This is a genomic window from Coprococcus sp. AM97-35 (assembly GCF_027697525.1).
Classification (GTDB): Bacteria; Bacillota; Clostridia; order Lachnospirales; family Lachnospiraceae; genus Allocoprococcus; species Allocoprococcus comes.
In genome coordinates this window covers 58,157-81,139 of the sequence record NZ_JAQESL010000005.1, presented here as the reverse complement: position 1 = coordinate 81,139, position 22,983 = coordinate 58,157, and the positions used below count along the sequence as shown (strand labels likewise).

General features: G+C 43.4%; 18 protein-coding genes and 1 riboswitch. Of the genes, 17 read left to right on the top strand and 1 reads right to left on the bottom strand.

What is annotated here, in order from left to right; all coding sequences use genetic code 11:
• Positions 1–24 precede the first annotated feature (24 nt).
• The 6 genes from yfcE to PG840_RS06460 all read left to right on the top strand — a co-directional run bounded on the left by yfcE (position 25) and on the right by PG840_RS06460 (position 7,359).
• Positions 25–570, top strand: a complete 546-nt coding sequence (gene yfcE / locus PG840_RS06485) for a phosphodiesterase (protein WP_117834413.1) — start codon at positions 25–27, stop codon at positions 568–570.
• 218 nt (positions 571–788) lie between these two features.
• Positions 789–2,006, top strand: coding sequence for a peptidase T (gene pepT / locus PG840_RS06480; RefSeq protein WP_117834411.1), 1,218 nt, complete (start codon positions 789–791; stop codon positions 2,004–2,006).
• 55 nt (positions 2,007–2,061) lie between these two features.
• On the top strand, positions 2,062–3,498 hold the full coding sequence (locus PG840_RS06475; RefSeq protein WP_117555764.1) for an APC family permease: 1,437 nt from the start codon (positions 2,062–2,064) through the stop codon (positions 3,496–3,498).
• 26 nt (positions 3,499–3,524) lie between these two features.
• Positions 3,525–4,841 (top strand): M18 family aminopeptidase, encoded by a 1,317-nt coding sequence (locus PG840_RS06470; protein ID WP_117834409.1) that lies wholly within the window; start codon positions 3,525–3,527, stop codon positions 4,839–4,841.
• A 206-nt stretch (positions 4,842–5,047) separates the two neighbouring features.
• Complete coding sequence (locus tag PG840_RS06465) at positions 5,048–5,737, top strand: GntR family transcriptional regulator (RefSeq protein WP_117834407.1); 690 nt, start codon at positions 5,048–5,050, stop codon at positions 5,735–5,737.
• Between the two features lie 230 nt (positions 5,738–5,967).
• The gene (locus tag PG840_RS06460) at positions 5,968–7,359 is read left to right on the top strand and encodes a peptide MFS transporter (RefSeq protein ID WP_008371821.1); all 1,392 of its coding nucleotides are present in this window, start codon (positions 5,968–5,970) and stop codon (positions 7,357–7,359) included.
• Between the two features lie 64 nt (positions 7,360–7,423).
• Here the strand turns inward: PG840_RS06460 and PG840_RS06455 are convergent, their stop codons facing one another.
• The gene (locus PG840_RS06455; RefSeq protein ID WP_117834405.1) at positions 7,424–8,578 is read right to left on the bottom strand and encodes a double-cubane-cluster-containing anaerobic reductase; all 1,155 of its coding nucleotides are present in this window, start codon (positions 8,576–8,578) and stop codon (positions 7,424–7,426) included.
• 218 nt (positions 8,579–8,796) lie between these two features.
• Between PG840_RS06455 and PG840_RS06450 the strand changes: the two genes are divergently transcribed.
• The 11 genes from PG840_RS06450 to PG840_RS06400 all read left to right on the top strand — a co-directional run bounded on the left by PG840_RS06450 (position 8,797) and on the right by PG840_RS06400 (position 22,983).
• On the top strand, positions 8,797–9,483 hold the full coding sequence (locus PG840_RS06450) for an ABC transporter ATP-binding protein (protein WP_270202818.1): 687 nt from the start codon (positions 8,797–8,799) through the stop codon (positions 9,481–9,483).
• A gap of 141 nt (positions 9,484–9,624) precedes the next feature.
• Positions 9,625–9,963 carry a cyclic-di-AMP receptor gene (locus tag PG840_RS06445; protein ID WP_008371815.1) on the top strand — a complete coding sequence of 113 codons (339 nt, stop codon included), beginning with the start codon at positions 9,625–9,627 and terminating at the stop codon, positions 9,961–9,963.
• 5 nt (positions 9,964–9,968) lie between these two features.
• On the top strand, positions 9,969–11,027 hold the full coding sequence (locus PG840_RS06440) for a cobalt-precorrin 5A hydrolase (protein WP_055246531.1): 1,059 nt from the start codon (positions 9,969–9,971) through the stop codon (positions 11,025–11,027).
• Entirely contained in the window at positions 11,024–11,785 is a 762-nt protein-coding gene (gene cobK / locus PG840_RS06435; RefSeq protein WP_270205351.1) for a precorrin-6A reductase, read from the top strand. Before PG840_RS06440 ends, cobK begins: the two co-directional genes overlap by 4 nt.
• 62 nt (positions 11,786–11,847) lie before the next feature.
• The gene (locus tag PG840_RS06430) at positions 11,848–12,771 is read left to right on the top strand and encodes a LysR family transcriptional regulator (RefSeq protein ID WP_270205352.1); all 924 of its coding nucleotides are present in this window, start codon (positions 11,848–11,850) and stop codon (positions 12,769–12,771) included.
• Positions 12,772–13,024: 253 nt separating this feature from the next.
• A complete protein-coding gene (locus PG840_RS06425; protein ID WP_022220742.1) occupies positions 13,025–13,510 on the top strand; it encodes a complex I 24 kDa subunit family protein in 486 nt (161 codons plus the stop codon).
• Positions 13,500–15,368, top strand: a complete 1,869-nt coding sequence (locus tag PG840_RS06420) for an NADH-quinone oxidoreductase subunit NuoF (protein WP_008371805.1) — start codon at positions 13,500–13,502, stop codon at positions 15,366–15,368. Before PG840_RS06425 ends, PG840_RS06420 begins: the two co-directional genes overlap by 11 nt.
• Positions 15,369–15,380: 12 nt before the next feature.
• The gene (locus tag PG840_RS06415) at positions 15,381–17,081 is read left to right on the top strand and encodes a [FeFe] hydrogenase, group A (RefSeq protein ID WP_117822865.1); all 1,701 of its coding nucleotides are present in this window, start codon (positions 15,381–15,383) and stop codon (positions 17,079–17,081) included.
• Between the two features lie 294 nt (positions 17,082–17,375).
• A riboswitch (cobalamin riboswitch) is annotated at positions 17,376–17,571 on the top strand.
• Between the two features lie 275 nt (positions 17,572–17,846).
• The gene (locus PG840_RS06410; RefSeq protein ID WP_270205353.1) at positions 17,847–20,693 is read left to right on the top strand and encodes a hypothetical protein; all 2,847 of its coding nucleotides are present in this window, start codon (positions 17,847–17,849) and stop codon (positions 20,691–20,693) included.
• 31 nt (positions 20,694–20,724) lie between these two features.
• On the top strand, positions 20,725–21,930 hold the full coding sequence (locus PG840_RS06405) for an ABC transporter substrate-binding protein (RefSeq protein ID WP_270613433.1): 1,206 nt from the start codon (positions 20,725–20,727) through the stop codon (positions 21,928–21,930).
• Positions 21,931–21,945: 15 nt separating this feature from the next.
• Positions 21,946–22,983, top strand: a complete 1,038-nt coding sequence (locus PG840_RS06400; RefSeq protein WP_173825591.1) for a FecCD family ABC transporter permease — start codon at positions 21,946–21,948, stop codon at positions 22,981–22,983.

Here is a 22,983-nt window from a genome sequence, read left to right as displayed (position 1 = left end):
ATAGAAGAAAAGGAGACGAACGTTATGAAACTAATGATTGCATCAGATATTCACGGATCCGCATATTATTGTCTGGAAATGCTGGATGCGATGAAAAAAGAATGTCCGGACAGACTGTTACTTCTGGGCGACATCCTGTATCATGGACCAAGAAATGATCTTCCGCTGGAATACGAACCCAAAAAGGTAATTAAAATGTTAAATGAAGTTAAAGAGAAATTATTCTGTGTACGCGGAAACTGTGACACAGAGGTAGACCAGATGGTACTGGATTTTCCAATCATGGCAGATTATGCAGTGATCCCGTGCGGCAACAGGATCATTTACGCCACCCATGGACACCATCATAACGTCATGACCCCAATCCCAATGCAGCCAGGCGATATTCTCCTACACGGTCACACCCACGTACCGGCCTGGGAACCATTCGGAAACGAGAACCTCTACTTAAATCCAGGCTCCGTTTCCATCCCAAAAGAAAACAGCGCCCACAGTTACATGATCCTGGAAGACGGTATCGCGAAATGGAAAAACCTATACGGCGAAGTTTACCACGAACTGATGCTGTAGTTATTTTACTAAAGAACAAGAAAGTATAGAACTTCATTAACAAATGAAAACATACACTCCCTGAAAAAGTGGAAAGCTTTTATCTTTGCGAAGAAGAGCCAGGACCTAAAAAATATTGAACAAAATAAAGCCCCATAAATTGTCGACATTCGCCAATGTACATCCGACAATTTATGTAATAAAATGAAACTAAGAAAAGCAAAGGAGAACCTAACAATATGAGAGCTTACGAAAGATTTTTAAACTACGTTCCGGTATGGACAACCAGTGATGAGACAAGCGATACTGTCCCGTCAGCAGACAGAGAGCTGGTACTGGCAAGAATGCTTGTAGAAGAGATGAAAGGTCTTGGAATCGCAGATGCAAGAGTGGACGACAAGGGATATGTATATGGACACATCCCTGCAACTCCTGGATGCGAAGACAAGCCGTCGCTTGGTCTGGTTGCGCATATGGACACTGTGGCAGATGCATCAGGGGAAAATATAAAGCCACAGATCATTGAGAATTATGACGGGAAGGACGTTGTCCTGAAAGGTTCCGGAGATATTCTGAAAGTAGATGAGTTCCCGTACCTTGCAGAATTAAAGGGAAGAACTCTGATTACAACTGACGGAACCACACTTCTTGGGGCAGATGACAAGGCGGGAATCGCAGAGATTCTTACCGTGGCAGAAGAGATCATCAAAGAAGGACTTCCGCATGGAAAGATCTGCATCGGATTTACACCGGATGAAGAGATTGCAAGAGGAGCAAAGCATTTTGATGTGGAAGGTTTTGGTGCTGACTATGCTTACACTTTGGACGGTGATGAGGAAGGCGAGATTCAGTTCGAGAATTTCAATGCATCGACTGCATTTATCACCATTCACGGTGTCAGCGTACATACGGGATCAGCAAAAGACGTGATGGTTAATTCACAGACCATTGCAACCGAGATCCACCAGATGCTTCCGGTAAATGAAAGACCGGAGACAACCGAAGGATATGAAGGATTCTATCATCTGGTCAGCGTGCAGGGAAATGTGACAACGACTAAGATGAAATACTTTATCCGTGATTTTGATCGCAAATCTTTTGACGCAAGAGCACAGAAACTTCGTGATATCGCAGAAGAGATGAATAAAAAGTACGGCGAAGGAAAAGTGGAAGTTGAGATTGTAGAATCCTATTACAACATGCGCGAAAAGATTGAACCGTGCATGCAGCTGATCGATTACGCAAAAGCAGCGATTGAGCATGCAGGTATTACACCAATCGTGTCACCGGTCCGTGGGGGAACAGACGGTGCAAGACTCAGCTTCAAAGGACTTCCGTGTCCGAATCTTGGAACGGGCGGACATGCATTCCATGGCGTATTTGAGCATATCACGGTAGAAGGAATGGATAAAGCAGTCCTTATTGTAAAAGACATCATTAGACAGTTTGCAGAATAAAGGGGAATTTAATAGAATTAAAGGAAATGTATGAAAATACGAGAGAGGTAAAATTATGTCTGATAATAAGAAAATCACGGTGATGACGCTGGCATTTATGGCATTTTCAACAGTATGGGGATTTGGAAATGTATTGAACGGATTCATTTATTTTAACGGAATTCAGGTAATACTAAGCTGGGTTATGATGTTTGTGCTGTATTTTATTCCGTATTCACTGATGGTTGGGGAACTGGGATCGGCTTTTAAAAACAGCGGTGGCGGTGTAAACTCATGGGTTTACGATACAATAGGTCCGAAGGTAGCCTATTATGCAGGCTGGACCTACTGGGCATGCCATATTACGTACATTGCCAGCAAAGGAAGCGGAAGCCTGAAAGCCCTCAGCTGGGCAGTATTCCGTAACGCAGAGACTTATGATACATTCCCGACGATTGGCGTACAGATGGCAACACTGGGGGTATTCCTGATCGGATGTTTTATTGCGAGTAAAGGAATGAATCCGCTGAAAAAGCTGCTTTCTCTTGCCGGGACCAGTATGTTTGTAATGTCGATTTTATATATTATCATGATGCTTGCAGCACCGGCGATCAATCCGGGCGCAGACTATGTAACGATTGATTTCAGCCTGAAGAATCTGATTCCGAACTTTAATATTGGATATTTTTCATCGCTTTCAATCCTTGTATTTGCAGTCGGAGGATGTGAAAAAATTTCGCCTTATGTAAATAAAGTAGAAAATCCAAGCAAAGGCTTCCCGAAAGGAATCATTGCAATGACTGCTATGGTACTGGTATGCGCAATGCTGGGAACGATCGCGATGGGAAGAATGTTTGACCCGGTGGTAATTAACGCCAGTGAAGAATCTTTTAACTCTTATGCGGCAAATGGTTCTTATTGGGCATTCCAGAAACTGGGTGAGTACTATCACATTGGAGATACTTTCCTGATCATCTATGCACTCTGTAACCTGATCGGACAGTTTTCAATTCTGATCCTGAGTATCGATGCACCGCTGCGTATGCTTCTGGATAACGAAAAAACGGCACAGTATATTCCTTCGGGGCTTCGTAAAAAGAATAAATATGGTGCGTATTCCAATGGTATTAAACTGATTTTGGTGCTTGCAGGGGCAATCATCGTAGTGCAGACCTTCCTTCCGGGAGCAGCAGCGGTTCTCCAGCAGCTTACCAGGCTGAATTCCGTATGTATGCCGCTTCGTTATATCTGGGTATTTGTGGCGTACATTGCGCTTCGTAAGGCATATGACCGGATTCCGGCAGAATACCGTTTTGTGAAAAATCAGAAGATCGCATACTTTTTCGGAGGATGGTGTTTTTTTGTGACACTGATCTGTTGTATAATGGGAATGTATAACAAAGATCCATTTACCTTTGCAATGAATGTGATCACACCGGTAGTGCTGACTGCACTTGGAATTATCATGCCGAAGCTTGCCGAACGTGAACGTGCAAAAGAATCTGGAAAATAAAGGGCTGAAATGCTAGGAGGAACATTATGGATAACCAGACAATTAAAGAACTTACATCATTTATAAAGAACTCGCCGACTGCTTTCCATGCAGTAAAATCAATCCGGGATATTCTTACAAAAGAAGGATTTCAGGAGCTGAAAGAGTCGGAAAAATGGAAAATAGAAAAAGGCGGAAAATATTATGTAACTCGTAACCATTCCAGCATTCTTGCATTTAAAGTCGGAAACCAACTGGATGAGTACAGCTTTCATGTAACTGCGTCCCACAGTGACTCACCGACCTTTAAGATCAAAGAGAATGCAGAGATAGAGGTGAAGAAAAAATACACCGTTCTGAATACAGAAGGCTATGGCGGAATGATCTGCTCTACCTGGTTTGACCGTCCGTTATCGGTAGCAGGGCGCGTAATTGTAAAGACGGACAGTGGAATGGAGACCAGATTGGTCAAGGTAGAAAGAGATCTTCTGATGATTCCAAGCCTTGCAATCCATATGGACCGCGCAGTCAATGAAGGCCGTGCGATCAACAAACAGGTAGACATGCTTCCGGTTTTTGCCGGATCGGCAAAAGAACCAGGTGAGATGAAAAAACTGATCGCAGAAGAGCTTGGCGTAGAAGAAGAGAAGATTTATGGTATGGATCTGTTCCTGTATAACCGGATGGAGCCATCTGTATGGGGAAGAGAGAAGGAATTCTTATCCTGCCCACAGCTGGATGATCTGCAGTGTGCGTTTGCGTCACTGAATGGTTTCCTTGCAGGAGAAAATGCAAAAAATATCAATGTATTTGCCTGCTTTGACAATGAAGAGGTTGGATCAGGAACCAAGCAGGGAGCAGCATCGACACTGTTGTCGGATGTGCTTTGTCGGATCAACAAGGCACTGGGAAAAGATGAGGAAGATTTCTATCGTGCAGTTGCCGGAAGTTTTATGCTGAGCTGTGATAATGCACATGCAGTACACCCGAATTATCAGCAGAAGACGGATGTAAATAACTGTAACTATATGAACGAAGGAATCGTGATCAAATCTCATGCCGGTCAGAAATATACCAGTGATGCAGTAAGTATTGCGATTTTCAAGGCAATCTGTGAAAAGGCAGGTGTACCGGTGCAGTTTTTTGCCAACCGTTCGGATGCGGCAGGTGGAAGTACACTGGGAAATATTGCAATGGCGCAGGTATCCATGAATACCGTGGATATCGGACTTCCGCAGCTCGCAATGCATTCGGCTTATGAGACTTCCGGTGTAAAGGATACCGGTTATCTGATCGAGGCATCCAAAGAATTTTACAGCTGTCATATCAAGGCAGCAGGCGATGGTGTGTTTGAAATTGCATAAAGAAGTATTTGCAGGGAGTTCCGGAAGAACTCTCTGCAAGTTTTTCCGAATCTTGAAGAAGGCGTATTTCGAGGAACGATAGAAAAATAAAATTCAGAGTGCATTCTAATTTTTTTATAGACAGGAAAGAAACTGTCCTGTTATAATAATTATGGTGTCAGATCACCGAAATGGCAGAGAATGAGTAACAAGGTTGGGTAAAAGGAATGGCAGAATTAATATATCGAACACTAAGAGAAAATATTGCAGATATTATCCGGAAGAGGATTATTTACCAGGAGCTGGAGCCGGGACAGAAGATTGTGGAACAGGATCTGGCAAAGGAATTTAAGACAAGCAGGGCTCCGATTCGTGAGGCACTTAGACAGCTGGAAAATGAAGGACTTATAGAATATGTAAGAAATGCAGGATGTTCTGTAAAAGAAATTACACTGGAAGAATCATTTGAAATTTACCTTATGCGGGCGAATTACGAAACCATGGCAGTGAAGCTGATGGGCGGAAACGTTCCGGAGGATACCATTTGCCGGATGGAAGAAGTGCTGGAAAAAATGAAAAAACTGGATGAAGAGCAGTTTGACCAGGTTTTTGTCTATGATAACCAGATGCATGGACTGCTTGTAGAGATGACTGGTATGATAAGGCTCTATAAAGCATGGAAAGAGCTGAATTATGGAAATATTGTTACGGGCTTCAGCCTGAGCACGGATAAAAAGCGTGTGGTAGAAAGACAGTATCCGATTCATAAAGAACTGGTGGATGCCTGCAGGGAAAAGAACAAGGAGAAAATCTGTCACGTTCTTTCCGATCATTACATGAGAACGATCCGAAGGCTTTTGAAAGAGCAGGGATTGTCGGAAGAGGATTCCGGATTTTCATTTGATTTTCTTGTCTAGGATACAGAGAGAGGTTACAGTCTTTAGATAGTAGTAAATGGATAAATATTAATAATGAAGAGATGTGGATAGTAATATTCCACATCTTTTTTTGTTGTGTTTTGTTGAATTATAACAAAAAAAGAGTGTAAGACATGAGCTGTATTGAAAAAGTGGTGAAGTTATGCTATATTACTTATAAAGAATGACGATTGTCGACAGTCGCCAAAACAGAAAGGAAATAAAAAGTAATGGGAAAAGCACAGACTAATGAAAAACATCCAAAAGGCTTTTATGCCTGTTGTATCACATTTATGTTTGAACGCCTGGCATTTTACGGAGCAAAGCCAATCTTGCTTCTATTCCTGATCACTGCAACTTTACAGGGTGGTCTTGGTATTGAGCGAACAGATGCGGCAGTCATGGCAGCGAATCTGACAGCGTACACCTATATGGCACCGCTGATCGGAGGAATTATCTCTGACAGATGGCTGGGAGCGAGATATGCGATCTCTCTGGGATATATTATCATGGCAATCGGATATCTGGTAGGCTGGAAGGCAACAGGTCCGGGAATGGTCAATCTGATGATCATTCTTGTATCGATTGGAACCGGTCTTTTCAAAGGAAACTTAAACGCTCTGATCGGAAGACAATATCAGAACAAAGAACTTCTGGATGCTGCATTTTCCATTCAGTATTCTTATGTAAATGTTGGGGCTTTCGTAGGTTCACTGCTTACCGGATTTTTGTATCTCCACTTATTTAAAAAAGGCGATGTGCTTGGATTCCGTCAGTGCTTCTTTGTGGCATCGATTTGGTGCATCGTTGGTCTGGCATGGTTTGTACTGAACTGGAAAAACCTTCAGGGACAGGGTGTGAAACCATTCAAGTATCTTACGGATGAGAATGGAAATGTGATCGGGTCTAACGAAAAGAAAGAAGATGGGAAGAACGATAAGCAGCCGCTTACAAAATTGGAAAGAAACCGTATGATAGCGATCATTCTTGTATCGGCACTCTCTGTTATCTTCTGGCTGTTCTACTATCAGCAGGATCTTGCGCTTGTCATTTATATGACTGATTATGTGAAGATGAGTATTGGCTCTTTTGACATTCCGCCGTCATGGGTTACTACTACATGGAACGGACTTTTGTGTGTCGTTCTTGGTGGTGTGATGGCAGCCATCTGGAAGAAACTTGCCGAGCGTCCGCAGGGCGATATGAATATGTTTAAGAAAGTAGCACTTGGCTTCCTTTTTGTAGGACTTGCGTTTGGAGTAATGGTTGTTTGTGAACTGGTTCGCGGAGTTGGCGCAGATGCTTCTGTAAAAGCAAGCGTTTTCTGGCCATTCCTGTTTGTAACGGTTATTACAATCGGAGAGATGTGTTTCTCACCGCTGCGTAATGCATTTGTAAGTAAGTATGCGCCGAAGAAATATCTCTCACTTTTGATGGGGGTTATCGCAATTTCTACATTTGGCGCAAACAAGTTAAGCCCGTTTGTACAGGCATTTATTGAAAAATTTGATGTGTTCCCTGTATTTGTTGGAATCACAGTCATTATGTTAGTATTTACAGCACTTATCTTCCTGGCTAACAAGAAGCTGAACAGCCTTGTTGAAGGGAAAGAAGAAGCTTAAATGATTCTGCCAAAAAGAGAAAAAAGAAGTCCGGTGATCGAAGGAAAGATCACCGGATTTTCTTTTAACCGAGCATTTCGATAAATGCCCCGAGTCTTGTATTGATCTGTGCCTGGTCACCAGAAGAATAGTCTGTATTGATCGCAATATACGGAAGTCCTTTTTCTTTGGTGACAAAGGTGCGGATCGCATCGGACTCAATGGCAAAGGTATGACATGCCTGCAGAAGGACCTCAACGACACCATCTACCTTATATTCATCAATCTGGGCATCAAGCGCCTCGAGACGTCCCGGGTTCGGACTCATGACCGAACAGTTTACACGAAGATATTTTTCGGCGATTGCAGTGATTGGATCCTTTGTCTCATCAATCGGATCTTTTTTCTCACGTGGACCGCAACAGTTCTCAAAGCCGACAACATCTGCTCCGAGTTCTTCAATCTGGCGTACAATTTTGTCGATCACGCCGGTGGTCGGACATCCGGTAATGAGAACTCTCGGACGGGATGGTTTGCCTTTATATTCCTTTTCATAAAGCTCTTTAAGCTCAGCGGTACGGTGTTCCAGGTATTTGATTTTTTCTTCCAGATCAACCGTGAATTCGTTCGAGGAAATAACTGTGTTGATCTCATAACCGGTAATCGGGGTCGGTTTTAAGCGTCCAATCTCAAAGAAGTCAAGGACGGCCTTGCGTTCCCGGTTGCGAAGATGGATTGCTTTGCGGATTTGCTCATCTGTGATCCTTATGTGATAGAAATCCTCCAGATCTTCTTTGACGCTGATTACCTCCTGTTTCCAGAATTCCAGCGCACCGCGGCCTGTTTTTCCTGGCGGAAGCTGCATAATATGGCAGTGCTTAAGCTCGGACATCAGTTCATACATTTTCTTTTTTCCATCGCAGGTTGTCTCTGCGAGCACCATGTCCGAAAAATAGAAGAATGGACAGCGGTCAGCGAGGGCGGCACCGTAGCTTGCCTTGATCAGAGGACAAAGGTTCTGTGGCAGTCTGGTCTCTGCAATCGGGATATTGTCATCTCCGATCCCGCAAAGTACAACTGCAGCTGCGTCTGCAGCTTCAATCAGTTCCCATGGGGTGTAGGTACAGAAAACTCCGACAATTCTGCGCCCGGACTCCTTCAGCTCTTTCATTTTCAGAAAAGCATTCTTTCTTGCTTCCGGATAGGTTTCAAAATCTTCCGGTAATTTTAAATTGGTCATTTTCAGATCTCCTTTTTTAGAAATGATAGTTTTATCATAAGTGTTTTTAAACGAGATGTATAATTGATATTTTTTATAAAAAAGGAAATTTAAAGATGTTTTCAATGGAAATTCTTAAGAATTCATGATGCCAGGAGGATAGCATTGTGATTGGATTCAAAATAAGGTATATTGAAAACAGGAACGTAAAGTAGAGCGAAAAGAAAAGGAGAACATTTATGGGGGCATTGATTCATATAGAAAATATGAAGAAAATCTACAATCCGGGTGAGAATGAAGTCCGTGCACTTGACGGGATCGATCTGGATATCGAAAAAGGAGACCTGGTTGCGATTGTGGGACATTCAGGCTCGGGAAAATCAACGCTGATGAATATGCTCGGCTGTCTGGATACACCGACTTCCGGCAAGTATGTTCTGGACGGGCAGGATGTGGCGAGTATGACAGATAATCAGCTTGCAGATGTGCGGAATAAAGAGATCGGTTTCATTTTCCAGGGATTCAACCTGATCAGTAATTTGGATGCAGTTGGAAACGTAGAGCTTCCGCTGGTATACCGCGGGGTGTCAAAAAATGAGAGAAAGCAACTTGCGATGGAAGCCCTGAAAAGTGTCGGTCTGGAAGACCGGATGAAGCATAAGCCGAATGAAATGTCCGGAGGACAGCAGCAGAGAGTTGCGGTGGCAAGAGCGGTTGCCGCAAAACCGCCGATCATTCTTGCCGATGAACCGACCGGCAATCTGGATACGAAATCAACACAGGAGATCATGGAAATCCTGAAAGAACTGCACAGGTCAGGCAGAACGGTTATTATCATCACACATGATGAAGAGATTGCCAGTCAGGCACACCGGGTGATCCGGATACTGGATGGCAGGATTGAAGAAGATTATTGTAACAGGTAATGCACAAAGTTAAAGTTCGTTTTGGATTTCAACTAATCTTTTAAAATGCAACATTTTCGTTTACCTTTCCAGGTAAATGCGGTAAAATAAAAGAAAAAGGGATCTGGCATCAAAAGCCAGATAAGACAGGAGGGTTTTTGTATGAAGATGATTATGGCGATCCTGCATAAGGATGATGAACTGGAGACGATAGAGGAACTGAATATTGCCGGATACATGGTAACAAAGCTGGCTACAACCGGTGGATTTCTGAAGAAAAAGAGCACCACGATCATGGTTGTAGTGGATGATGAGAAGGTAGCAGAGGCACTGAAGATCATCAAGAAGAATTCTGGCGAAAGAAAGACGATCACTTATGCAAACCCGGCATTGATCTCAGGACAGAGCAGCATGAGCGCAGCACCGTCCGTTCCGATCAATGTGCAGGTAGGCGGAAGTACGATTTTTGTACTGAACGTGGAGCAGATGGAGAAATACTAAAGTTTATGGAAATTGTAATCTTGAGTTTTACAGATGCAGGCTGTCAGATGGCCTGTAAAGTCAGAGAGAATTTCATACAAAGCGGATACCGTGTCAAAGTGTATACTTTGACACGGTTTTGCAGATTATACGGATTTCATGCTTTTCCGGAAGATAAGAAAAGCTGGATAGGCAGCCTCTGGGGAGAGAAGGCTTTGTTTTTTATCGGGGCGGCAGGAATCGCAGTGCGGATGATCGCCCCTCATGTGAAAGACAAATTTACCGATTCGCCGGTTCTGGTGATGGATGAAAAAGGAAGCTATGTGATTCCGCTCCTGTCGGGACATGTGGGCGGAGCTGTAGAGCTTGCAAAGGAAATCGCGGAGAAAATAAATGCGCAGGCAGTACTTACTACAGCAACGGATGTAGAACAAAAGTTTGCAGTAGATGTATTTGCAAAAAGCAATGGTCTGGTACTGACAGACCGGAAAAAGGCAAAGGAGATTTCAGCTGTGGTTCTGGATGGGAATAAGATTGGACTTTACAGTGTATTTCCAGTAGAAGGAAAGTTTCCGGAGGAATTAAAGCTATGTGAAACAGAAGAGTTTCTCAGAAACTATCCATATGGAATCCGGATTGCAGGAAGAAGTGGTGAAAGGCGGGAAGAAGAGACGATTCTGGATCTTCCGCCGAAGAACCTGGTGCTGGGAATCGGATGTCGCAAAGGGATTTCCGAAGAAGAAATCCAAAGCGCGGTCAATGAGGCAAAAAAGATCCTTGGATTTACAGAAAAGGAAGTCATTGAGATCGACAGTATTGATTTGAAAAAAGAAGAAGAGGGATTACTTTCTTATGCGGCAAAGTGGAAGCTTCCATTTTACACGTTTTCAGCAGAAGAGTTGGGAAAAGTTAAATGTGTCAGCTCCCATTCGGAGTTTGTCAGGAAGGTCACGGGTGTGGACAATGTCTGTGAGCGGGCGGCGATTCTTGCAGCCGGAGAGGATGGCAGGCTTCTGATGCCGAAGCAGTGCATGAATCGGGTGACAATAGCAGTGGCAGAAAAGAAGGTAAGGATCAGAATATGAAGCGGATTTTAATATTTTCAGGGACAACAGAGGGAAGGCGGATTACGGAATTTCTAGATGGAAGAAATGTAAAAGTTTATGTCAGTGCCGCAACCGAATATGGAAAAGAATGTACCGGAGAGCATGAGAATGCGGAAGTCTTTTTTGGACGTATGGATCAGAGGCAGATGGCAGAGATGATAAAGGAAAAGCAGATCGATCTGGTGATCGATGCAACCCATCCATTTGCACAGCTTGTGACTGGGGAGATAAGGAGGGCCTGCGAAATCTCCGGTGTGCAGTATCTGCGTTGCCTGCGGGAGAAGATGGAAGCAGTGCCGGATGAAGCGGATAGGGTGATCTGGGCGCAGTCGGTTGAAGATGCGGTGGAATATCTGCAAAATACAGAAGGAAAGATCCTGATTACCACCGGAAGCAAGGAACTGATAAAATATACAAAGCTTACGGAGTATAAAGAGCGCTGCTTTGCGCGAGTCCTCTCTACGGAGCAGGCGGTTATGGAATCGGTCGCGCTTGGCTTTGAAGGAAAGCATCTCATTGCAATGCAGGGACCATTTTCAAAGGAGATGAACGTGGCTACGATCCATCAGACAGGCGCAAAATATTTTGTGACCAAAGAATCGGGAAAAGCCGGAGGCTTTGGAGAAAAGGTACAGGCAGCAAAGGAAACAGGGGCAGTTCTTGTTGCGGTAGGAAGACCAAAAGAAACAGGGAGAACATTTTCAGAAGTCTGTAAATGGCTGGAAAAGAATCTGTAATAAAAGTTCAGAAAATAGTTATGGGGAGATAAAGTCAGAGATCAGAAAGGCAGATGGGGAAGATGAATCTGACAGATTTGCATTATGTAGTTGAAATCGATAAGAGTGGATCAATCTCAAAGGCGGCGAAGGAACTTTATGTGGCGCAGCCAAATCTTAGTAAAGCGATCAAGCATCTGGAGCGGGAATTTGGAATTTCTATCTTTGAGCGGTCGTCAAAGGGAGTTAAGGCGACAAGAGAAGGACAGAAATTTCTGGAGTATGCCAAAAGGATCATTTACGAAATAGAGGAAATGAAAAGGGACTGCAGTGATCTGGGGAAAGAAAATCTCTCATTTAAGATTACTGTTCCGAGGGCAAGTTACATTTCCAGTGCATTTGCAGAGTTTATCGGAATGCAGAGCAAGGAAACGGCGATCAAAGCAGAATTTCAGGAAAACAGTTCTATGCATGCCATTGAAAATGTGTTGCAGAACGGGTATTCCATGGGAATCATCCGGTATCTGTGCGAGAATGAACCTTATTTTCAGTCGCTTCTTGATCTGAAAGGGCTGGATGCAGAACTTCTGGCAGAGCTTCCGTATGTGATCTTAACTTCTGCGGATGGAGATCTTGCAAAGAGGGAGTTAAAGACAAGAGAAGAACTGGAAGATGGTGTGGAAATCCTGCATGGGGACTGGAAACTTCCGACCGGAGAATACACCGAGCTGAGTGAGAATGGAGAGTCGCTTCATCCACATAATAAAATTTATATTTTTGAAAGGGGAAGCCAGTTTGATATTTTGCGGGAAGTAAAAAACAGTTATATGTGGGTATCGCCAGTACCGGAAAAATTAAGGAAAAACTACAATCTGGTGCAGAAGCATGCCGGATTTTCCAGACAGATGATCCGGGATGTGCTGATCTACAAAAAGGGTTATCAGAAAAAATTGTACGAAAGAGAATTTATTGAGCATTTAAAAGAAACAATCCGTGAAATGATGTAAATGAGAGCAGAATGATATATCGGACCAAGATATATCCATTCTGCTCTTTTTGTGTATTTGATGAGCTGGGTACACATTTATCCGTCTATTCACAAATACTAATACTTTTGATTCTTGTATTATTATATATTGGAAAATATATAGCTATCATATATGAAACGTATAAACGAAAACTATAGATATATGTTATAATGTCATAAAAATAATAGAATAATAAGAAGGAAATGTACAATATGACGAAGGAGGAAATGGAATGTTAGATGCATCTTATTATCAGAAAACGGATGAGATCATTGCCATGCATACAAGGGAGGAACGCTCATTGATACCGATCATTCAGGATATTCAGGAGGAATACCGTTATCTTCCACCGGAACTGCTTACCTATGTAGCAAAACAGATCGGGATTACAGAGGCAAAAGCGTACAGTGTGGCAAGCTTTTATGAGAATTTTTCATTTGAACCGAAAGGAAAGTATGTGATCAAGGTCTGTGACGGAACAGCCTGTCATGTGCGTAAATCCATTCCGATCCTGGAAGCGCTGTATAAAGAGCTGGGGTTAAATGAGCACAAGCATACATCAGACGATATGCTTTTTACAGTAGAGACTGTATCCTGTCTTGGAGCCTGTGGACTTGCACCTGCGATCACAGTTAATGATGAAGTACATCCGAAGATGTCACCGGAGAAGGTAATCAAACTTCTTGAAGAACTGAGAGGTGAAGAAAATGAAAATTGAAAACAGAACGGAATTGAAGGAATATCGTATTGAATGTCAGAAAAAACAATCGGCTGACTGCAGAGTACTGGTTTGCGGGGGAACCGGATGTCTGGCAAGTGGATCAGGCAAGATTTATGAAAAGTTAAAAGAACTGACAAAAGATCATACAGGGGTAGAAGTAAAGATCGGGGAAGAAATCGCACATACAAAGGTTATGAAGAGTGGATGTCATGGCTTCTGCGAGATGGGACCTCTGGTAAGAATTGAGCCATATAATTATTTATATATTAAAGTAAAACTGGAAGACTGCGAAGAGATTTATAACGAAACAATCCTGGGTGGCAGACCGGTAGAGCGACTTCTCTACAAAATGGATGGAGTGACCTATCCGTCACAGGAAGAGATTCCGTTCTACGCAAAGCAGACCAGACTGGTACTGAAGAATTGCGGACATATCGACGCAGAGCATATTGGGGGTGCACTTGCAGTCGGTGCTTATGCCGGAATCGAAAAGGCACTCTTTGAGATGACACCGGAAGCAGTGATCCAGACAATCTATGATTCGAATCTGCGTGGACGTGGAGGTGCCGGATTCCGCACCGGCAGAAAGTGGCAGCAGGTTGCTTCCCAGAAAGAAAAGATCCGCTATGTGGTCTGCAATGGTGATGAAGGTGATCCGGGTGCATTTATGGACCGAAGTATCATGGAAGGTGATCCGCACCGTATGATCGAGGGCATGATGATCGCAGCATATGCAGTACAGGCACAGGAAGGCTATATCTATGTACGTGCAGAATATCCGCTTGCGATTGAAAGACTGAAGACAGCGATCAGCCAGGCAGAGGCAATCGGACTTTTAGGAGACAACATTCTTGGAACCAATTTCAGTTTCCATTTACATATCAACCGTGGTGCAGGTGCATTCGTCTGTGGAGAAGGCAGCGCACTGACGGCATCCATTGAAGGAAAACGTGGAATGCCGAGAGTAAAACCGCCACGTACAGTAGAGCAGGGATTATGGGCAAGACCAACTGTTCTTAATAACGTAGAAACCTATGCCAATGTTCCGATGATCGTAACAAATGGTGCAGACTGGTTCAAAGGAATCGGTACACCAGAGAGTCCCGGAACGAAAGCATTTGCACTGACCGGTAATGTAAGAAATACAGGACTGATCGAAGTACCAATGGGAATTACATTGCGCGAAGTTATTTATGACATCGGCGGTGGAATCCAGAATGACAAGAAATTCAAAGCAGTACAGATCGGTGGTCCGTCCGGTGGATGTCTGACCGAGGATCAGCTGGACAGTAAGATGGACTTTGATTCACTGGCGAAGATCGGGGCAATGATCGGTTCGGGCGGTCTGGTTATCATGGACGAGGATACCTGTATGGTAGAGGTTGCCAGATTCTTCATGAGTTTTACACAGAGAGAAAGCTGTGGAAAATGTGTTCCTTGCCGTGAAGGTACAAAGAGAATGCTTGAAATCCTGGAGCGTATTGTAGCAGGAAACGGAAAACCATCCGATATGGACGAGCTTCGTGAACTGGCAGATATGATTGAGAGTACGGCGCTTTGCGGACTTGGAAAGAGCGCACCGAAACCGGTTATCAGTACCATGAATGCATTTGAAGAGGAATATCTGGAACATATCAACGAGAAACGCTGCCGGACAGGTGTCTGTTCAAATCTGCGTAAATTCCAGATCGATCCGGAGATATGCAAGGGCTGCTCGAAGTGTGCAAGAAACTGTCCGGCAGGTGCAATTGAAGGCGTGCTGAAATCTCCTTATCATATCAATCAGGAGAAATGTATCAAGTGCGGAGCCTGCATGGAACAGTGTCCGTTTAAAGCAATTCATATCGAGAAATAGGAGGAATGAGTCATGGGATATATGACAATAGATGGAAGGAAGGTAGAGTTTACAGATGAGCCGAATGTACTTTCTGTCATCCGTAATGCAGATATAGATATACCGACACTCTGCTACCATTCAGAACTGTCTGTGTATGGAGCCTGTCGTTTGTGTACCGTAGAAGATGAGAGAGGAAAGACGTTTGCATCCTGTTCAGAACCGCCAAGAGATGGGATGGTCATTTACACGAATACTCCGCGTCTTATGAAATATCGTAAGATGATTCTGGAGCTTTTACTTGCTGCACATTGCAGAGACTGTACAACCTGTATCAAGAGTGGAGAATGTCAGCTTCAGGCGCTGGCACACCGTATGGGCGTCACAACCGTCCGATTTGAAAATACAAAAGAACAGTATCCACTGGATTTCAGTTCACCGTCAATCGTGCGTGACCCGAATAAATGTATTCTCTGTGGTGACTGTGTCCGTATGTGCGACAATGTACAGTCTGTTAATGCGATTGATTTTGCATACCGGGGAACAAAGGCTCTGGTAACACCGGCATTTAACAAAAAGATTGCAGAGACAGACTGCGTAAACTGTGGACAGTGCAGGGTTGTCTGTCCTACAGGTGCGATCAGTATCAATACCAATATCGAAGTGATCTGGGACCTTCTTGCAGATAAGAATACAAAGGTGATCGCACAGATCGCACCGGCAGTCCGGGTCGCAGTCGGCGATCAGTTCGGCCTTCCAAGAGGGGAAAATGTGATGGGAAAACTCGTCAATGTGTTGCACCGCCTTGGATTTGATGAAGTTTATGATACTTCTTATGGTGCAGACCTTACGGTGATCGAGGAATCTGAAGAGCTTCTTGAACGACTTGCATCCGGAGAAAATCTCCCATTATTTACATCCTGCTGTCCGGCATGGGTAAAATTCTGTGAGAACCGTTATCCGGATCTGGCAAAAAATCTGTCAACCTGCCGTTCACCACAGCAGATGTTTGGTGCTGTGATCCGTGAATACTATAAAGATCCGGAAAAGAATGGTGGAAAGAGAATCGTTTCTGTATCGATCATGCCGTGTACTGCAAAGAAAGAAGAGATTTTAAGACCGGAATCTTCCACGAATGGAAAACAGGATATTGATTATGTACTGACTACAACAGAGCTGATTACAATGATCCGGAAATCCGGTATCCGCTTTGAAAATCTGGAGATCGAAGCATCCGATATGCCGTTTGGTATCGGATCTGGTGCAGGTGTGATCTTCGGAGTAACCGGTGGTGTGACAGAAGCCGTACTCAGGCGCCTTCGTGAAGGACATAACCGTGTGGAAATGGATAAGATCAAATTCAGTGGAGTTCGTGGAGAAGAAGGACTGAAAGAAGTAGAGTTTGATTACAACGGACGTACTATCCATGCAGCTGTTGTCAGTGGACTTGGAAATGCAGATGCGCTGATGAAGAAGATCCAGAAGGGCGAGGTACATTACGACTTTGTTGAGGTTATGGCATGCAGGCGCGGATGTATCATGGGTGGCGGACAGCCAGTCCCGGCAGGTCCGAGAAGCAGGATAGCCAGAAGCAAAGGCCTGTATGATACCGATATCAATACGCAGATTAAGAAGTCGAATGAGAATCCGCTGATCCTGTCATTATATGATGAACTTCTGAAAGGAAAGACCCACGAATTACTTCATCGTAATTTTGAGGCAGCGAAAAAATAAAATTGTACGAAAAAGAGTATAAGACAATGCAGTCGTCGATCTGGCGGCTGCATTGTCTTATTTCAGAATATTTCCATACATTCACTGGCACTTTTTTCTCATTTCGATCCCCTTCGCTTTCTATATATAAATGAAGTAGGTCATGAAATTATGATAAACATATAGTCATTAAGGTGTCGATTTTGAAACAAAAACTTCCGGGATTTTTAATGGAGAGTTTGGAAAAATAGGGAAATAAACCAGGAAAGATGACTCTTGTCAAGAAGAAACATATCTGTTATAGTGAGTAAGAATAAATAAAGAAACTTTTTCAGTGCTAGGCAGAAGAATTTCTGGTCGGCTTAAAAGGGAATCAGGTGAAAGTCCTGAGCGATCCGGTCACTGTAAATGAGGAGCAAAGCGGCGGCAAGCCATTGCATAAAAAATGTGAGAAGGTGCAGCTTTGTTAAGATCCATAAGCCAGGAGACCTGCTGAAAGAGAGTAAATTGCTTCCGATGAAAGCGTGTTTACATACACAAAGAAATGATATCTTGCTTCATACTGAGTATGAAAGCAAGATTTTTGTGCTGCCATATATACGGAAAAGAGTTCCGGTGGCAGAGGATGTAGGTGAAGTCTGCTTTCAGGAAAAAGGAAGCAGATTTTTTTGCATACGATGAGCCAAGTGCAGATTTATGCTTGCACGAGGAACTGAATTTGGCGAATGTACATCATCGAGCTGTCAAGCGACAAAAGATCAGGACATCAGGAGGAAGAGTTGGATTATGAAGAGGAATTCAAAACAGTTTCTTGCACTTTTCATGGCAGTTGCAATGTCGGTTACACCGGTTTCTTATGCTTACGCTGAGGACAGTGCAGTGGCAGGAGTAGAAAATACAGAATCAGGTCAGCAGACCGTAGAAGTAACAGACAGAAAAATCGGTGCGGCAGACGCAGCAGGTCAGCCGGCTGAAGAAGTGACTGGACAGGAAGAAGAAACGACTGCCGGACAGGGAACGGACGAGAATCAGAAGAGTCAGGAAGAGCCGAAAGCAGAAGAAAATGCGGCAACAGGGAATGTAACTGAGGCAGAGAAAAAAGAAGCGGGCGAAGACGGAAAGAGCGAAGAGAAGGCTGCAAAGGAGCAGAAGGTTAAGTCGGAAGAAACGGCGGAAAATGCCGGGGAAGTGAAGACGCAGGAAGCGAAAAATGTTACCAGTGATTTTGAAATGTTTAAGGTTGGATCGTCTTCTGTTGTAAAAGAAAATGATCACCTGAAAGTTTCGATAGAAACAGAGAGTAAAACTTACAATAAAATTTATATTGGAAGTAAAGCTGATATAGTTGAACGGAAAGAAGAAAAGGCGATAGTTGGAACGGGAACAAGCAAAGGGTATATATTTACGTTTGAACTTCCACTGTCAGCAGATGGAACGGATGTTGCCTTTGTACCACATAGCCAAGAGAACGGTTGGGAGAGTAGGAAAGCAGACGGAGATTACACGCTTCATATCTCATCGTCAGCAGAAAATAAAAAAGACGACACAGAAAATCCTGAACAGGGAGGCAATTCAGGAGAGAACAAACCGGGAACCGGAAGTGGCGAAAACCAGAAACCGGGAAATGAGGACAAGAACGTACTGGATACTGGAAAGTATGTAGTAGATGTTGATGCAGCTTCAGCTAGTGGAATGTTTCGTGTAGTAAATTGCGTGCTGACATCTGTTGGTGGCAAGATGCAGGCAGATATTACACTTAGTGGAACAGGATATGATTATTTATACGTGGGAACCGCTAAGGATGCTGAAAAAGCTTCAAAAGATCAGTTAATTGCGCCTAAAGAAATTGTAGAAGGAAAATGTGTATTTACAGTGCCGGTGGAAAGCATGAATACTGGGATTCAGATTGCAGCACATGGGAAAAAAGGTGGTAAATGGTTTGATCGTACATTAACATTCAAGACAGAAGGAATGACCAAATATGTTCAGGTAAGTGATGGCTCTTATAAAGTAAACGTAACTTCAAGTTCATCCATGTTTAAAGTTACGGATTGCATCTTAACATCAAAAAATGGAGAGATGACTGCAAAAATTACACTCAGTGGTACAGGATATGATTATCTGTATGTAGGAACAAGTGCAGAAGCAGCACTTGCAGATAAGTCCAAGTGGATTCCTTATGTTGTGGACAAAAATGGTATGTATACCTATACGATTCCGGTTTCTTTATTAGACACAGGAATTTCAGTGGCAGCATTTTCTCATAAAAAGCAAGTATGGTATGACCGTACCTTGACATTCGCCTCAGCAGGCATGAAGAATCTGAACAATAGCAATTCCACAAATGGAACTACTGGAAATAATGGCAACACCAACCAGGGAAATAACACCAGCCAGAACACCAACTTTGGAACCGGCACCACTTCCGGAGGCACAGGCACAAACCAGACCCCGGACAAAGAATCCAAATACGAGGCAGATTTAAATGGTGGAACTGCCCGTGTAAACAGTGCAACAACACTTGCAGACGGTGTCTATACACCGGATAAATTTTCCTGGTCAGGTGGAACCGGAAAGGTCAGTATCAGTTGTACCAAGATTACCGTGACAGGCGGTCAGGCATATGCTACCATTGTATTTAGCAGTAGTTCTTATGGCTATGTAAAAGCGAATGGAAATACCTATTATCCGACAGCAACCGGAAGTACGTCTACATTTGTCATTCCGGTAGAACTGAACAAGAACAATACGATCATCGGTATGACAACCAAGATGTCAACAGCGCATGAAATCAGCTATTCGATTTTCATTTACCTAAGTGCTGCAGCAAAAGCAGACGGAACTACAGTAAGTGGGGAGACCAATTTAAGTGCAGATACACTGGATGAGAAAGCGCCGGAAATCATGGGACTTTCTTATCAGTCTGAGACAAAGGTAGAGCATGCTAAGTACTTCAAGATCTATCATTATGATCAGGGAATCACTCTTTTAGAAATCGATCAGAGAAAAGATGAGGATACAAAAGAGACCAAGACAAAGGATACAAAAGAAGATACAGATTCCGGACTGACACCGGCACAGGAAGAACAGCTTGCGCTTTACAAAGCAAAGATCGTCCGTTATCTGATCGTCCCGGAAGACGCAGAAATTCCGGCAGGTCTGGATAAAGAAATGATCGTGATCCAGAAGCCAAAGAAGTCTGCATATGTAGGTTCAGAGGAAGTACTGGGAATCCTGGATAAGCTGAATGCAACAGACCAGATTACATCAGTAGGGGTAAAACAGAAGAACTGTAAGGTAGAAGGCATTGCAAAAGCAATGAAAGCTAAGAAGATCATTTATGCAGGAACCTATAAGAAACCGGAAAATAAAAAACTGATGAAGAGTAAGTGTGATCTTGCAATCCTTTCCAATAAAATTCTTCCGGATGAAAAGAATGAGAAGAAAATGTCGGTAGAAGATCAGCAGAAGAGATACGAAGAGCTGGCAGAAAAATTTGTTCTTCTGGATGTTCCGATGATCGTTGACCGGTCAGCAGATGAGGAAAAGGATGATGCAAAAGCAGAGTGGAGCAAGGTTTACGAGGCAATTTTCGCGCAGACAGACAGTACAGATTCTTCTGCAAAAAACTAGGTAGATTCTTTTTTGGATACAGAGGTAGAAAATGAAAAAGAGAACGATGCGTCTGGGGTGCATTCTTTTGAGTACAGTGCTGCTTGGGACGGCAGCACTGACCGGATGCGGGCAGACGAAAAAGAATACAAAAGATACAAAAAAAACAGAAAGCAGCAGTACGAAAGAAAGTGCCAAAGAAAAAAAAGGTCCGGAGATTGACGGACTCACTTATGAATCCGCGATGGATCTGGAATATGCCGAAGGTTTTCAGGTATATTACTACAAAGACGGCTATAAGATGATCGATATCAAAGACGATGCAAAATTTCTGGTCGTCCCGGAAAATCAGGATGTGCCGGATGGAGCCGAGGAGGATTACGTGATCCTTCAGCAGCCGCTGGATCATATTTATCTTGCGGCGACATCTGCAATGGCACTTTTTAATGCGATCGATTCTCTGTATAATATCACAATGACAGGTACCCAGGCTTCCGGATGGTATATTGAAAATGCAGTCAAAGCGATGGATGACGGGAAAATGAAATTTGCAGGGAAATACAGTGAACCGGATTATGAGATGCTGGTAGACGAAGACTGTGATCTTGCCATCGAATCGACCATGATCCTTCACACACCGAAGGTACAGGAGATGATCGAATCTCTGGATATCCCGGTGATGATCGACCGGTCCAGCTATGAATCGCATCCTCTAGGAAGAACTGAATGGATCAAACTTTATGCAGCAATGCTGAATAAAGAAGATGCAGCGGATGCATTTTTTGAAAAGCAGGTGGAAAATGTCGATGCGCTCAAAGATTTTAAGAATACCGAGAAGACAGTTGCATTTTTCTATGTAAGCAGTGACGGAACGGTGGTAGTAAGAAGAAGTGATGATTATATTCCGAAAATGATCGAACTTTCCGGTGGAAGATATGTATTCGATGATCTGACTGGCGATGACAGTAATACTTCAGCAGTAAAACTTACAATGGAAGAGTTTTACGCACAGGCGGCGGATGCAGATTATCTGATTTATAATTCAAGTATCGATAATCCAATCAACAGTGTAAAAGATCTGGAAGAAAAAGATGCACTTTTTTCTGATTTCAAAGCAGTCAAAGAAGGAAATGTATGGTGTACCGGTAAATATCTGTATCAGGCAACCGATATCGTTGGGGAACTGATCACGGATATGAATCTGATGCTGACAGGCGGCGATGAAAGCAAGATGACATTTTTATACCATGTAAAATAGAAAACGGAGAAGAAAATGGGACAGGCAGGAATGAAAAATAACTGGAAAAGGAATACAAGATATATGGGAGTCTTTGCGGTGCTGGCAGCATTTTTTTGCATGATCGTAGTGCTGAACATCAATACCGGAAATGTACAGATCTCGGTTCCTGAGATTTTACGGATCCTGTTTCTGAAAAAAGGAACACAGGTGCAGATGAATATTATCTGGAAAATCCGTCTTCCGCGTGTCCTGATGGCGGGGATTCTGGGAGGGGCACTTGCCCTTTCCGGATTTTTATTGCAGACATTTTTTTCCAACCCGATCGCAGGACCGTATGTACTGGGGATTTCTTCGGGTGCAAAGATGATGGTCGCTCTGGCGATGATCATCTTTTTAAAATATTACACTTTGGTATCATCTTATATACTGATCATTGCAGCATTTATCGGATCTATGCTTTCAATTGGATTTATCCTGCTTCTTGCAAGAAAAATCCGGAATATGGCAACTCTTCTGGTGGGCGGAATCATGATCGGTTATATCTGCTCGGCAGTAACTGATTTTGTAGTGACTTTTGCGGAGGATTCAGATATCGTGAATCTGCATGGCTGGTCACAGGGAAGCTTTTCCGGTATGAGCTGGAGCAATGTAAAGGTAGCAGCGCTTATGGTAGGAATCACACTGATCCTTACCTTTTTCCTGTCAAAGCCGATCGGAGCGTATCAGCTGGGAGAAATGTATGCGCAGAGTATGGGGGTCAATATTCGTGTGTTCCGTGTGCTTCTGATTCTGCTTTCCAGTGTATTTTCCGCATGTGTGACCGCATTTGCAGGACCGGTTTCATTCGTTGGAATCGCAGTTCCGTACTTGATCAAGCATCTTCTCGGGACGGCAAAACCGCTGGTTGTGATACCGGCAACATTCCTTGGCGGGGCGGTGTTCTGTATGGGATGTGATCTGATCGCGCGTATGGCATTTGCACCACTGGAGCTGAATATCAGTACTGTGACTTCGATCTTTGGTGCACCGATCGTAATTTTCATGATGATAAAAGGAAGAAAAGGGAAATAA

Bases quoted from the DNA above. Each gene is read 5' to 3' on its own strand.
- yfcE (WP_117834413.1), top strand. From the start codon at position 25: ATGAAACTAATGATTGCATCAGATATTCACGGATCCGCATATTATTGT.
- pepT (WP_117834411.1), top strand. From the start codon at position 789: ATGAGAGCTTACGAAAGATTTTTAAACTACGTTCCGGTATGGACAACC.
- PG840_RS06475 (WP_117555764.1), top strand. From the start codon at position 2,062: ATGTCTGATAATAAGAAAATCACGGTGATGACGCTGGCATTTATGGCA.
- PG840_RS06470 (WP_117834409.1), top strand. From the start codon at position 3,525: ATGGATAACCAGACAATTAAAGAACTTACATCATTTATAAAGAACTCG.
- PG840_RS06465 (WP_117834407.1), top strand. From the start codon at position 5,048: ATGGCAGAATTAATATATCGAACACTAAGAGAAAATATTGCAGATATT.
- PG840_RS06460 (WP_008371821.1), top strand. From the start codon at position 5,968: ATGGGAAAAGCACAGACTAATGAAAAACATCCAAAAGGCTTTTATGCC.
- PG840_RS06455 (WP_117834405.1), bottom strand. From the start codon at position 8,578: ATGACCAATTTAAAATTACCGGAAGATTTTGAAACCTATCCGGAAGCA.
- PG840_RS06450 (WP_270202818.1), top strand. From the start codon at position 8,797: ATGGGGGCATTGATTCATATAGAAAATATGAAGAAAATCTACAATCCG.
- PG840_RS06445 (WP_008371815.1), top strand. From the start codon at position 9,625: ATGAAGATGATTATGGCGATCCTGCATAAGGATGATGAACTGGAGACG.
- PG840_RS06440 (WP_055246531.1), top strand. From the start codon at position 9,969: ATGGAAATTGTAATCTTGAGTTTTACAGATGCAGGCTGTCAGATGGCC.
- cobK (WP_270205351.1), top strand. From the start codon at position 11,024: ATGAAGCGGATTTTAATATTTTCAGGGACAACAGAGGGAAGGCGGATT.
- PG840_RS06430 (WP_270205352.1), top strand. From the start codon at position 11,848: ATGAATCTGACAGATTTGCATTATGTAGTTGAAATCGATAAGAGTGGA.
- PG840_RS06425 (WP_022220742.1), top strand. From the start codon at position 13,025: ATGTTAGATGCATCTTATTATCAGAAAACGGATGAGATCATTGCCATG.
- PG840_RS06420 (WP_008371805.1), top strand. From the start codon at position 13,500: ATGAAAATTGAAAACAGAACGGAATTGAAGGAATATCGTATTGAATGT.
- PG840_RS06415 (WP_117822865.1), top strand. From the start codon at position 15,381: ATGGGATATATGACAATAGATGGAAGGAAGGTAGAGTTTACAGATGAG.
- PG840_RS06410 (WP_270205353.1), top strand. From the start codon at position 17,847: ATGAAGAGGAATTCAAAACAGTTTCTTGCACTTTTCATGGCAGTTGCA.
- PG840_RS06405 (WP_270613433.1), top strand. From the start codon at position 20,725: ATGAAAAAGAGAACGATGCGTCTGGGGTGCATTCTTTTGAGTACAGTG.
- PG840_RS06400 (WP_173825591.1), top strand. From the start codon at position 21,946: ATGGGACAGGCAGGAATGAAAAATAACTGGAAAAGGAATACAAGATAT.